Raw genomic sequence first — 12,560 nt, 5'->3', positions numbered from 1 at the left:
AACTCTATTTCTTCATGACCTGAGCCACACCGTGGCAGGGGGAGGCGCCGAACGGCGGGGCCACCCTATGATGGTTGGGAGCCGAATCAGCGTAAAAAAACAGTAAGGTCGTGGTCCGTTCCGTGCAGGTCGTGAGCATCAGCAGTCTCAAGGGTGGCGTTGGCAAGACGTCGGTCACCCTCGGTTTGGCGTCGGCGGCGCTGGCCGCCGGTATCCCGACCCTGGTGGTGGACCTCGACCCACATGCCGATGCCAGTACCGGCCTGGGCGTGGAACCCAACGGTGACAACGACATCGGACACCTGCTGAAGAACGCCCGTCGTGGCGACATCACCGCCGCAGCGGTCCCCAGCCCGTGGACCGGCAGGGCCCCGGCGTCCTCCGGCAAGACCGGGCCGGCCGTGCTCGACGTGGCCGTCGGCGGGGCCTTCAGCGGCATCTACGACCGTCCCGACCTGCGGTTGCGCCATCTGCGCCGCTTGAAACAGCTGCTCGCGCGCCAGACACGGTACGAACTGGTGCTCATCGACTGCCCGCCCTCGTTGAACGGGCTGACCCGCATGGCCTGGACCGCCAGCAACGACGTGCTCCTCGTCGCCGAACCGAGCCTGTTCTCCGTCGCCGGCACCGAACGCACCCTGCGGGCCCTGGAACTCTTCCGCAGCGAGTTCGTCCCGGGACTGCAGACCGCCGGGGTGGTGGCCAACCGGGTCCGCCAGTCCTCGGCCGAGCAGCGTTTCCGGCTCGAGGAGATGCGCACCATGTTCGGTGATGCACTGCTCTCCCCCGTGTTGCCCGACCAGGCGAACTGGCAGCAGATCCAGGGTGCCGCCTACCCCGTCCACCAATGGCCCGGCGACGCCGCCCGCCAGTCGGCGGAACGCTTCGATGAACTCCTGGCCGGGCTGCGCACCGGACCGGACAGCACCACCACGTCGCGCTAGGGGCTTCCCGGCCCCGGACGAGGAACGGCGCGCACCCCCTTCCCGGGGATGCGCGCCGTTCCTCGTTGACCGGTTCCACGGACCGGAACCGATGACGTCTCTAGCTGGCGGACTTCTTCGCCGCACGACGGCGGGCCAATTCGTCGCCCGGGAAGACCTCTTCCTCGACGACGGCATGCTCGCTGGGTAGTTCGGCCAGACTGCCTTCGACCTCGCGCCAGACACGGCCCACGGCAATGCCGAAGACGCCCTGTCCGCCCTGGACCAGGTCGATGACCTCGTCGGCGGAGGTGCATTCGTAGACGGAGGCCCCGTCGCTCATCAAGGTGATCTGGGCCAGATCCTCCACACCTCGTTCGCGCAGGTGCACGACGGCGGAACGAATCTGCTGCAGGGAGACCCCGGTGTCCAGCAGCCGCTTGACGACCTTGAGGACCAGGATGTCCCGGAAGCTGTAGAGGCGCTGGCTGCCGGAGCCTGCAGCCCCGCGTACGGCTGGTTCGACCAGCCCGGTCCGGGCCCAATAGTCGAGTTGGCGGTAGGTGATCCCGGCCGCCTTGCAGACCACGGTGCCCCGGTATCCCGCCCCTTCGTCCAGGACGGGCAGGTCCTCGGTGAACAGCAGGCCCTGGGAATTGTCTCCGGCGCCCGTCTGGCCGGGGCCTGACGCCCCGCTATGCTCACCTATCGGACTCACGTGGACCCTCCTAGTTGAAAACTCCCCCCAATAGGGAGTTTGCCAGCTGTCGGGGAACCGTGGCGGCATCGGATGCCGTCCACTGTGCCGAGTGATGGGACAGCGAAGCAATGGGATTCTTATGCTTTGACGGTACGGCTGAACCAGTCCCACGTCAAAGACCTTCAAGTTTAACTTGAGGGCGTGTCGCTACTTGTCGAAATCCTCGGGTTCGACGTCGGCGAGGAACTCGCGGAATTCGCGCACCTGGTCCTCTGCGGCCTCTTCGGTGGAGCCCTCGTCGTTGACCAGGACCCCCGCCTCCTCCAGTACTTCCTCGGCGCAGGTGATGGGGCATCCGGCCCGCAGGGCGAAGGCGATCGCATCCGAGGCCCGCGAGTCCACGGTGGCCCCGCCGTCGAACTCCAGTTCGGCGTAGAAGACCGTTTCCTTCACCGACACCAGCCGGGCCTCCACCAGGGGGTGGCCCAGTGCCGAGGTGATGGTCTCCAGCAGGTCGTGGGTCATCGGCCGGGGGGTGCCCATCCCCTGCTGGGTCATGGCGATGGCCGAGGCTTCGGGGGTGCCGATCCAGATCGGCAAGTGGCGGGGGCCGTCGATTTCCTTGAGCAGTACCAACGGCTGGTTGGAGGGTAGTTCGATCCGGACTCCGACGAGCATCAGTTCTCGCATGGGTTCCTCCTGCAGCGCCTAGTGGTCCATCTTTGCGATCGAGCCGTTGACCAGGGCGCTATGCAGGGCCAGGCAGGCGTCGCTGATTTCGCGCGCGGTCTCCGCCGCGCTGGCGCGCGAGGAGACGTCACGACGACTGGCCAGCGGGGCGACGGCCCGTTCGACCAATCCGATTTCACGGTCCGCGGCGGCGCGGAAGCCACGCAGGTGCCGTGGTTCGATCCCGTGTCCAGCCAGCTTGGCGCTGGCGGTGGCTATGCGCACGGCATGTTCGTCGAAGCGCTGGTCGTCCTCGGAGATGATGCCGTAGGCCAGCAGCTCGGAGACCAGGTCGTCCGAGGCCCCGGTGGCCCCTTGGAGTTCGGCCCGGGTCAGCGGCCGGGTGTGCCCGGCGATCTCCTGGGCCAACTGGTCGGTCACGCTGCGCGGGGTCAAGGTCAGCCCGCTGGCCAACTGGTCGGGGCGTTCACCCCGGTCGACGGCGTCCAGATAATCCTTGATGACCTTCAACGGAAGGTACTGGTCCCGCTGCAGGGACAGGATGAAGCGCAGCCGGTCGATGTCCGTGGCCGTGTACTTGCGGTATCCGGCGGCGGTGCGCTGCGGGGTGATCAACCCCTTTTCCTCGAGGAAGCGGATCTTCGAGGCCGTGGTCTGCGGGAAGTCCGCCGAGAGTTCGGTGAGGACCTCGCCGATGTTGAGCACACTGGGCCGGGAGGTGTCGGCGCCTACGCCGACACCCCGGCGGGAGTGCGCGGATGAAACCACAGGGATGACCGTCAGTCCTGCCGTGCGGCGGTCGTGGGGACGGTCCCCGAGTAGAAGGTCAGGCGGAACTTGCCGATGCGGACCTCGGAGCCGGTGCGCAGGCGGACCGCGTCCACCCGGTCGCCGTTGACATAGGTGCCGTTGAGGCTGCCGGAGTCGACGACCTGGAACCCCTCGCCGTCCCGGCGGAACTGGGCGTGCTTCCGCGAGACGGTGACGTCGTCGAGGAAGATATCGGCTTCGGGGTGCCGGCCCACGGTGGACAGTTCCCCGTCAAGCAGGAACCGGGCACCGCGATTCGGTCCGGAATGGGCGATCAGCAGGGCGGAACCTTCGGGCAAGGCGTTGACGGAGGAGCGCTCCTCCGTCGACAGCGAGGTCTCGGGAGAGACCTCGTCAGTGGTCGGAGGCAGGCCGATGCTGGTGGTTTCCGCAGCAGATTCCTTGCGGTCCGCAGCGGTGTCCTCCCAACGGTTTTCGCCACTCATGTGTTTCCTCCCTGAAATGCCATGTCCCTACTTCGGCCACCGGGGGCCATAACGCCCAAATGGCGCGCCCACTTTGTGTTTTATCCAGCCTAGCCTACCGGTTATCCCTCGACGCAAGCCGGTGGTCACGATCCGGGTGCGGACGGTTCACGCTGACGCTTCGGGGCACTTCGGGGCCCATGGCCGGCCGCGGCCTCCCCGGACGCGGAACCGGGGGCGGAAGAGGTTCCGGCCCCGTGGAGCAGAGCACGGCAAGAAGGACCTTGCCTGAACGATAGTTCGTTCTGACAAGGTCCTTCTTAGCCGGTCGGGCTAGCGGGATTCGAACCCACGGCCTCCTGACCCCCAGTCAGGCGCGCTACCAAGCTGCGCCATAGCCCGGCGGTTCCGCAGCCGTTCTCCCGTCCTCGAGGGGCGGGTGCCGTCTGCGAAAAGCTCCTCGGCTACTCTACCCTATTTTCCGTTCTACTTTGACCGCCCACGCTTCTCACGCACGCGCATGCTGACCTCGATGGGTGTGCCTTCGAAACTGAAGGTCTCCCGCAGCCGCCGGGTGATGAACCGGCGGTACCCGGGGTCCAGGAATCCGGTGGTGAACAGCACGAAGCGCGGCGGCCGTGACGAGGCCTGGGTGGCGAAGAGGATCCGTGGCTGCTTGCCCCCGCGGACCGGGTGCGGGTGCGCCGCCACGAGCTCGCCGAGGAAGGCGTTGAGCTTGCCGGTGGGAATGCGGCGGTCCCAGGACTCCAGGGCCAGGTCCAGGGCCGGGACGAGCCGGTCCTTATGCCAGCCGGTGGCCGCCGAGATGTTCACGCGCGGGGCCCAATCGACATGGGCCAGGTCGTGTTCAACTTCCCGCTCCAGGTAGTGCCGGCGTTCGTCGTCGAGCAGGTCCCATTTATTGAAGGCCAGGACCAGGGCACGTCCCGAGTCGATGCTGGTCTGCAGGATCCGCACATCCTGTTCACTGAGGACCTCGTCCACGGCCAACAGGACCACGGCGACTTCGGCCTTCTCGAGGGCCGACTGGGTGCGCAGGGAGGCATAGTAGTCGGAGCCGACGGCCATATGCTGGCGGCGTCGGATCCCCGCGGTGTCCACGAAGCGCCAGGTGCGTCCACCGATGTCGACCAGTTCGTCCACCGGGTCCCGGGTGGTTCCGGCGGTGTCGTCGACGACGACGCGGTCGGTTCCTGCCAATTTGTTCAGCAGCGAGGACTTGCCCACGTTCGGTCGCCCGATGAGCGCCACGCGGCGCGGTCCTCCCGTGGGGATCAGCGCGCTGACCGCCGAATAGGCCGGCAGCTTATCCAACAGGTCATCGAGCAGATCGGCGGTACCGCGCCCATGCAGGGCGGACACGGGGTAGGGCTGCCCGAATCCCAGGCTCCACAAGGAGGCGGCGTCGGCTTCCTGGGCTTCGCCGTCGACCTTGTTCGCCACGAGGAACACCGGCTTCTTCTGCCGGCGGAGCATCTTCACGACCAGTTCATCGGTGGCGGTGGCCCCGACGGCGGAGTCGACGACGAAGATGATCGCGTCGGAGTGCTCGGCCGCGATTTCGGCCTGGTCGGCGACCCGGGCGTGGATGCCTTTTGCATCGTGTTCCCAGCCGCCGGTGTCCACGAGGGTGAAATCGCGTCCGCTCCACTCGGCGTTGTAGGACACCCGGTCGCGGGTGACTCCCGGAACGTCTTCGACCACTGCTTCGCGGCGGCCGATGATCCGGTTGACCAGGGTCGATTTGCCGACGTTGGGGCGGCCGATGATGGCCACCACCGGGGGCGCCTTCTCCTCGACCTCTTCGAAATCATCGTCGTCGAGGTGGGACAGCAGCCGGGTGTCCTCGTCGTCGAGTTCGTAGTCGGACAGGCCTTCCCGCAGGGAAGCGGCGCGCTGCTCGGCTTCCTCATCGGTGATCAGTTCGAGTTTTTCGGCGACGTGGTCCTCTCCCGAGGGGACGTATTCGTCTCCGTCGCCGGTAACGGCGGCGTGATCGGTCATGTTCAGGGGTTTCCTTTGTTCGCCGCTTCCGCCGTACGCGGAAGCACTTACTATTTTTGCACGCTTGGGGCCCGTGGGTCCTCAGGCCGGGGCGTCGACGGCTTCCACGACGCCCAGCACGGCCTGGACCGTCTGCTCGAAGTCCAGGTCGGAGGAATCGACCGTGACCACGCCGTCGGCCGCAGTGGTGAAACTGGTGACCGTGGAATCCTTGGCGTCCCGGGCGACGACCTGGCGTTGCAGGTCCTCCCCGCTCTGGGTGCCGCCGAGCTGCAGGCCGCGGCGGGCCATGCGCACTTCCTCACGCGCGGTGAGCAGGATCCGGGCCGGCGCTTCGGGGGCCACCACGGTGGTGATGTCCCGGCCTTCGGCGACGATGCGCTCGTGGGCGGCAATGATCTCCTGCTGACGACGCACCAGTTCGGCCCGGACCTCCAGGATCACGGCGACGGAGGAAACGGCCTCCGACACGTGCGGTGCACGGATTGCCTCACTGACGTCGGCCCCGTTGACCATCACCTGTTCGGTATCGGTCTCGGTGCCGATCTGCACGGAGGCCGCCTTCACCGCTGCGGTGACTGCTTCGGCATCCTGCAGATCGGTCCCGGCCTCCAGGCAGGCATAGGTCAGCGCCCGGTACATCGCCCCGGTGTCCAGGTAGGCGGCGCCGAGCCGGCGGGCCACCTCCTTGGAGACCGATGATTTTCCGCTGCCTGACGGGCCGTCGATGGCCACCACTAGATTCTGCACTTACTGCACTACCTTCCATGAGCGTTCGGTGAGGGCTTCCATGAGTTCCTGGCTGCGCCCGGGTAAAACGGAGATTTCAACCATGCCGACCTGATGGCCCGAGGAGTGTTCCATCCTCAGGTCCTCCAGGTTGATTCCCGCGTCGCCGACGTCGGCCAACAGCTGGGCGATCTGCCCGGGGCGGTCGTCCACGATGACGGTGACCACGGCGAAGGCCTGCGGCGGGGACCCGTGCTTGCCGGGGATGCGTGCCTGACCGGCGTTGCCCTCCCCCATGAGTTCCGCCAGGTCCAACAGGGCTCCGGGGCCCTCGGGGTCCTCCAGCGTGGAGATCAGCCGGTTCAGGTCCTCCCGCAACCCGTGCAGGATGCCCACCAGCTCGGGGGCGTTGTTGCTCAGGATCTGGATCCACAGCCGGGGATCCGAGGCCGCGATGCGCGTGGTGTCGCGCAGCCCGTTGCCTGCCAGGGCCAATGTATGGGCCGGGGCGTTGAGCAGGCGCGATGCCAACAGCGAGGAGGCGATCTGCGGGAAATGCGAGATCAGTGCGACGGCGGCATCGTGTTCGGCGGCTTCCATCCGGTGCACGGTGGCGCCGAGGTCTATGGCCAGGTCCGCCGCGATGACGGCGCTGGCCTCCCGGGACCCGGGGTGGGCACAGACGACCCAGGGCATGGCGGTGAACAATTCACCGCGGGCGGCCGCGGGACCGGATTTCTCCCGCCCGGCCATGGGGTGGGTCCCCACGTAGCGGGACAGGTCGGCCTCGGTCAGCCGGTCATCGGCCCTCAAGGCCCGCAGGATGGAGGTCTTCACGCTGGCGATGTCCACCACCGTGGCCCCCGGATGGGCCCGCAGGGCATCGGAGACCACCGCAGCACTCACGTCCGGCGGCGCGCCGACGACGACCAGCAGCGGCTCGGGTGAGACACCGGGTTCGTACAGGGTGCCCGCACCGATGTCCTGCGCGACCCGTGCGGCGGTCGGGGAGGTGTCGGCCAACGAGACCTGGACGCCGAGCCGGCTCAGGCCGAGACCGACGCTGGCGCCGAGCAGTCCGGTACCGATCACCAGTACCGGACCTGGAAGATGTGCGGCAACCACCTGCTACATACCTACTTCGGAAAGCAGGTGGCCGACCTCGTGGTTGCCCAGCTGGCGGATGGTGCCCTGCTTCTGGTCACCCAGACGGATCGGGCCCATCTGCACGCGCACCAGGCGCTTGACGGGGTGGCCGACGGCGTCGAAGAGCCGGCGGACGATCCGGTTGCGGCCCGAGTGCAGGACGACCTCCACCAGGACCTTGCCCGGGGTGGAATCGACGAGCTTGAAGGAGTCCACGCTGGCGATGCCGTCCTCGAGCTTGATGCCGCTCTTCATCTCGGCACCCACCCCGTGGGCCATCGGTCCGGGCACCTGGACCAGGTAGGTCTTGGGGATCTCGTAGGAGGGATGGGTCAGCCGGTTGGCCAGTTCCCCGTCGTTGGTCAGCAACAGCAGTCCCTCGGTGTTCACGTCCAGACGGCCGACGTGGAAGAGGCGTTCGCCCTTCTTGCGCAGGAAATCCGAGACGCAGGGCCGTCCCTCGGGGTCCTCCATGGTGGAAACGACGCCGCGCGGCTTGTTGAAGACGAGGTATTTCATCGTCTCGTTGAGTTGGATCCGCATGCCGTCCACATGGATGGTCTCGGAGCCCGGGTCCACCCGGATGCCGAGCTCGGTGACGATCTCACCGTTGACCTCCACCCGTCCGGCGGTGATCATCTCCTCGCTGACCCGGCGTGACGCCACCCCGGCGTTGGCCATGACCTTCTGCAGACGCACGCCGTCCTGGTCCTGCGTCGGTTCGGTGCGCGGAGTCGTCCGTCGCTGGGGAGCCGGGCGGTTCTTCTTCACCGGTCCCAGGTTCCGGCCGAAGCGTTCGCCACCGAAGGCCTGGGGCCCCCGCGGGGCCGAGGATGACTGGTCCTTCTTGGCTGCGCCCTGCTTCTTGGCGCCGTAGCTGCCCCCTGATTTCGGGCCCTGCTTGGGTCCGTCCTGTCGTCGTCCGGAAGCGCCGCGCCCGGCACCCTGGCCGGGCGTCGACCGGCGTTGATTGCCGCGGCCTGCGCCTGAATTGGATCCCTGGGTCATGTCGATTCCTTCGTTGCTTACTGAGATGGTGGCCTAGAAAGGGTCCTCGTCGTAGTGCTCGAGGTCGTCCAGTCCGGGCAAATGGGGGGAGAGCTGCGGCAGGTCCGCCACGCTGTCCACCCCCAATCTTTCCAGAAAATAGCCGGTGGTCCGATACAGCATGGCACCCGAAGTCGGATCCGTCCCCTCTTCGGCGACCAAACCGCGCATCGAAAGGGTCCTGACCACGGAGTCCACGTTGACCCCGCGGATCGCCGCAATGCGGGCGCGGGAGACCGGTTGGCGGTAGGCGATCACCGCCAGGGTCTCCAGCGCCGCCTGGGACAGACGGGAGGTGGCGCCGTCCAGGACGAAGCGGGAGACAACGGGAGCAAAGTCACGTTTTGAATAGACCCGCCACCCTCCGGCAAGCTCGCGCAGCTCGAAACCGTGATGCAGGTCATAGTCGTTCTGCAGCTCGGCCAGCAGTTCGCGGACCCGCTGGACGTCCACCGCCAGGACCTCGGCCAGCCGCTGCGGGGCCACCGGCTCGTCGGCGACCATCAGCACGGCTTCGATGGCCGCCCGCGCCCCACCGGGAAGGTCATCGACGTGGGGGTCCTCGGGCGGTGGCGGCGCCCCGGCGTCGTTGCCGGTCATGGCCCCTCCTCCCCCGCCGCGGGGGCCGCCGCGACGGGTGGAGGCAGCTGATGGTCCCCGGTCACGGTTTCGGGGTCCCACGCCCCGGCATCCTGGTTCCAGCAGACCAACAGTTCCGCCAGCGGACCTGCCTGCTCGAAGCCGATGAACCGGTCACGGAACAAATCCAGCAGCGCCAGGAACCTGGCCACCACCACGGGGGTCCGGGAGTCGTCGGCCACCAGTTCGGTGAAACTGACCTGTCCGCCTCCGATCAAGCGGGTGGCGATCAGTTCGGCCTGTTCACGCACGTTCACGGCGGGGGCGTGCAGGTGCTCGATGCCGACTTCGGTCGGTTCGATCCGCTTGGGTTCCATGGCCTTGCGGGCCAGCCGGGCCAAGGTGGACGCGCTGGTGGTGAAGACCAGTTCGGGCAGCAGGGCCGCGAAACCGGGTTCCAGGGAGACCCGGCGCGGGTAGCGTTCGGCTTCGACGGCGAGGCGGTCGGAGAATTCCCCGGCGATCGCTTTGAACGCCCGGTACTGCAGCAGTCGGGCGAAGAGCAGGTCACGCGCCTCCAGTAGGGCGATGTCCTCGTCGGATTCGACCTCGCCGGTGGGCAGCAACCGGGCCGCCTTCAGATCCAGCAGGGTGGAGGCCACCACCAGGAACGACGTCGTCTCCTCCAGGGCGCCCTCCCCCGCGCCGTCGCGCAGCTCACGCAGGTAGGCGATGAATTCGTCGGTGACCTTCGCCAGGGCGATCTCGGTGACGTCGAGCTGGTGTTTGCCGATGAGGTTCAGCAGCACGTCGAAGGGCCCGGAGAAATTCTCCAGGGCCACGGCGAAGCCACCGCTGCCCTGCGGGTCGGGGGCGGCGGACGGCGACACGGTGTCCGCACGGTCCGCCGTCCTCATTACGGGGCGCCGCCGCGGCTGATGAGCTCCTTGGCCAGCATCCGGTAGGACTCCGCCCCCGGGTGGTTGGTGGCATAGCTGGTGATCGGCTCGGCGGCGACGTTGGCGTCGGCGAACTTGATCGTGCGTTTGATGACGGTCTCGAAGACCTGGTCCCCGAAGGCCTCGACGAGCCGGCCGATGACTTCCCGGGAGTGCAAGGTCCTGGCGTCGTACATCGTGGCCAGGACGCCGTCCACCTGCAGGGAGGGGTTCAACCGGTCCTGGACCTTGTCGATGGTCTCCACCAGCAGGGCCACGGCACGCAGGGCGAAGAACTCGGCGGTCAGCGGGATGATCACCCCGTGGGCTGCGGTCAGCGCATTGACGGTCAACAATCCCAACGAGGGCTGGCAGTCGATGAGGATGACGTCGTAGTCGTCGGAGACCTTGCGCAGGGCCCGTTCGAGCACCTGTTCACGGGCCACCTCGTTGACCAGCTGGACCTCGGCGGCCGAGAGGTCGATGTTCGCCGGCAACAGGTCGATGTTCTCGATGTCGGTGCCCAGGATCGCATCATGGATGCTGGTCTTGCGTTCGAGCAGCACGTTGTAGACGGTGATGTCCAGCTCATGCGGGTTGGTTCCGAATCCGGCGCTGAGGGCTCCCTGCGGGTCGAAGTCGACCAACAGCACCTTACGACCGTATTCGGCGAGCGCGGCTGCGAGGTTGATGGTCGAGGTCGTCTTGCCGACCCCGCCCTTCTGGTTCACCATCGCGATGATGCGGGCCGGGCCGTGGCTTTCCAACGGCTGTGGTTCGGGGAAATTCGTCAGGGGTCGACCGGTGGGCCCGACCACCGGCGGCTCCTTCAGCAACCCTGCTGTCCGAGTCCTCGAACCCTTTTCCTCGCTCACGGTATGAACCACGCTTCCGATCGTTGCTTACTTCTCTCACTGCCTAGCCTCTAGGCTATCGCTGCGACGGTCCGCAACCGCGCAGGTTTGCCGGCAAACGGCGAGCCTTTACCTTGAAGCTGAACTCGAGGGTTGACCCCGGGCGGACGGCTTCCACCGCCGGAAGGGCGCGGTCGACCGGTCCGCCCCATGGGCCGAACCGGTCGACGGCGAGGTGCATGAGGCGGCTAATGCGTGAGCGCCGGTTCGGGCAGGTTTTGCCCGGCTTGCGCCTCGGCCTCGGCCTCGAAAGCCTCTGGTTCCAGCGAGAGCTCATCGAACGGGCGCTGGCCGGAGAGCACCGCGCGGGTTTGCTCCATATCGATTTCGCGGGTCCACTTGCCGATCAGCAAGGTGGCGACGGCGTTGCCGGTGAAGTTCGTGAGTGCGCGGGCTTCCGACATGAACTTATCGATGCCCACGATCACTCCCATGCCGTCGAGTAGCTCGGGACGGTGTGATTGCAGACCGGCAGCCAGCGTGGCCAGTCCGGCGCCGGTGACTCCGGCGGCGCCCTTGGAAGCGATGATCATGAACACCAGCAACGATATTTGTTCGCCCAGGTTCATGGGCATCCCCATGGCGGTGGAGACGAAGAGCGAGGCCATCGTCAGGTAGATCGCCGTGCCGTCGAGGTTGAAGGAATAGCCGGTCGGCACGGTGATCCCCACCACCGGCCGGGAGACCCCGGCATGCTCCATCTTGGCCATGAGGCGCGGCAGGGCCGATTCGGAGGATGAGGTGGAGAAGATCAGCAGGTATTCCCGGGCCAGGTATTTCATCAGCTTCAGGATGTTCAGCCCCGTCACCGCCTTGAGGATCGAGCCCAGGATCACGAGGATGAACAGCGCACACGTGATGTAGAAGGAACCCATGAGGATGGCCATGGAGCCGATGGCCGCCCAGCCGGTGGCCCCCACCACTGCGGCGATGGCCCCGAAGGCGCCGATCGGGGCGGCCCACATGATCATCATCATCAGTTTGAAGACCACGCCCTGGATGTGCTGGATGCCCTTGAGCACCGCTTCCCCGGATTTGCCCATGGACTGCAGGGCGAAGCCGACCAGCAGTGCCAGCACGAGGGTGGGCAGCACCGGGATGGAACCGGGGATCAGGCTCATCAGGAAATCAACGGTTCCGCTGTCCTGATCCCCCGCGGCCGCATCGTAGGGCTGCAGATGCAGTCCTGAACCGGGGTGGATCAGGTTTCCCACGAGCAGGCCGATGGCCAGGGCAAAGGTGGACATCGTGATGAAGTAGCCCAGCGCCAGACCGCCGACCTTGCCGACCGTCGCGGCCCGGGCCACCGAGCCGACACCGAGGACGATGGTGCAGAAGATGATCGGGGCGATGATCATCTTGATCAGTGCGACGAAAGCGGTGCCCAGTGGCTTGAGCGATTTGCCGACCTCCGGGAAGACCAGTCCGATCGTCGCGCCCAGGACGACGGCGATGATGACCATGATGTACAGCCAGTGGGTCCTGTCCTTCTTCCGCACTGGAGGCTGACCGGCCGCCACGCTTCCGGGACTGGGTTCATATGCTGCTGGCTTCGTTGCCATGCCGGCTCCTTCTGCTCTTCGAAATATGGGTTCCCTCCATGGTCGGACCGAAAGTGATTCACCTCACGCTTG

General features: G+C 66.7%; 13 protein-coding genes and 1 tRNA gene. 1 reads left to right on the top strand and 13 read right to left on the bottom strand.

Translation table 11 applies throughout. From position 1 onward, the window contains the following. Positions 1-122: 122 nt before the first annotated feature. Positions 123-944: a ParA family protein gene (locus ACT3S2_RS12285; protein WP_444555150.1), complete on the top strand. Its 822-nt coding sequence runs from the start codon at positions 123-125 to the stop codon at positions 942-944. A 100-nt stretch (positions 945-1,044) separates the two neighbouring features. Here the strand turns inward: ACT3S2_RS12285 and ACT3S2_RS12280 are convergent, their stop codons facing one another. From ACT3S2_RS12280 to ACT3S2_RS12220, 13 genes are all read right to left on the bottom strand, one after another. Next, the gene (locus ACT3S2_RS12280) at positions 1,045-1,632 is read right to left on the bottom strand and encodes a MerR family transcriptional regulator (protein ID WP_444555151.1); all 588 of its coding nucleotides are present in this window, start codon (positions 1,630-1,632) and stop codon (positions 1,045-1,047) included. Between the two features lie 198 nt (positions 1,633-1,830). Next, complete coding sequence (locus ACT3S2_RS12275; protein ID WP_444561758.1) at positions 1,831-2,313, bottom strand: bifunctional nuclease family protein; 483 nt, start codon at positions 2,311-2,313, stop codon at positions 1,831-1,833. 18 nt (positions 2,314-2,331) lie between these two features. Continuing rightward, positions 2,332-3,081 (bottom strand): transcriptional regulator FtsR, encoded by a 750-nt coding sequence (gene ftsR / locus ACT3S2_RS12270; RefSeq protein ID WP_444561757.1) that lies wholly within the window; start codon positions 3,079-3,081, stop codon positions 2,332-2,334. A gap of 11 nt (positions 3,082-3,092) precedes the next feature. After that, complete coding sequence (locus ACT3S2_RS12265) at positions 3,093-3,569, bottom strand: FHA domain-containing protein (RefSeq protein ID WP_444555121.1); 477 nt, start codon at positions 3,567-3,569, stop codon at positions 3,093-3,095. Between the two features lie 307 nt (positions 3,570-3,876). Continuing rightward, positions 3,877-3,950 (bottom strand) — tRNA-Pro (locus ACT3S2_RS12260). An 84-nt stretch (positions 3,951-4,034) separates the two neighbouring features. Further along, entirely contained in the window at positions 4,035-5,573 is a 1,539-nt protein-coding gene (gene der, locus ACT3S2_RS12255; RefSeq protein WP_444555122.1) for a ribosome biogenesis GTPase Der, read from the bottom strand. Positions 5,574-5,654: 81 nt separating this feature from the next. Next, positions 5,655-6,323 (bottom strand): (d)CMP kinase, encoded by a 669-nt coding sequence (cmk, locus tag ACT3S2_RS12250; protein WP_444555123.1) that lies wholly within the window; start codon positions 6,321-6,323, stop codon positions 5,655-5,657. Next, positions 6,324-7,427 carry a prephenate dehydrogenase gene (locus ACT3S2_RS12245; RefSeq protein ID WP_444555124.1) on the bottom strand — a complete coding sequence of 368 codons (1,104 nt, stop codon included), beginning with the start codon at positions 7,425-7,427 and terminating at the stop codon, positions 6,324-6,326. A gap of 3 nt (positions 7,428-7,430) precedes the next feature. Further along, the gene (locus ACT3S2_RS12240) at positions 7,431-8,456 is read right to left on the bottom strand and encodes a pseudouridine synthase (RefSeq protein ID WP_444561756.1); all 1,026 of its coding nucleotides are present in this window, start codon (positions 8,454-8,456) and stop codon (positions 7,431-7,433) included. 33 nt (positions 8,457-8,489) lie between these two features. Continuing rightward, positions 8,490-9,095 carry an SMC-Scp complex subunit ScpB gene (scpB, locus tag ACT3S2_RS12235; RefSeq protein WP_444561755.1) on the bottom strand — a complete coding sequence of 202 codons (606 nt, stop codon included), beginning with the start codon at positions 9,093-9,095 and terminating at the stop codon, positions 8,490-8,492. Continuing rightward, a complete protein-coding gene (locus tag ACT3S2_RS12230; RefSeq protein WP_444555127.1) occupies positions 9,092-9,964 on the bottom strand; it encodes a segregation and condensation protein A in 873 nt (290 codons plus the stop codon). The genes scpB and ACT3S2_RS12230 overlap by 4 nt, the downstream gene beginning before the upstream one ends. Positions 9,965-9,990: 26 nt before the next feature. After that, a complete protein-coding gene (locus tag ACT3S2_RS12225) occupies positions 9,991-10,887 on the bottom strand; it encodes a ParA family protein (RefSeq protein WP_444555128.1) in 897 nt (298 codons plus the stop codon). A gap of 227 nt (positions 10,888-11,114) precedes the next feature. Then, the gene (locus tag ACT3S2_RS12220) at positions 11,115-12,488 is read right to left on the bottom strand and encodes a cation:dicarboxylate symporter family transporter (protein WP_444555129.1); all 1,374 of its coding nucleotides are present in this window, start codon (positions 12,486-12,488) and stop codon (positions 11,115-11,117) included. Between the last annotated feature and the right edge of the window lie 72 nt (positions 12,489-12,560).

This window comes from Arthrobacter sp. AOP36-A1-22, assembly GCF_052377615.1.
Taxonomy (GTDB): Bacteria; Actinomycetota; Actinomycetes; order Actinomycetales; family Micrococcaceae; genus Arthrobacter_H.
This window is presented reverse-complemented; position numbering and strand designations above follow the sequence as displayed.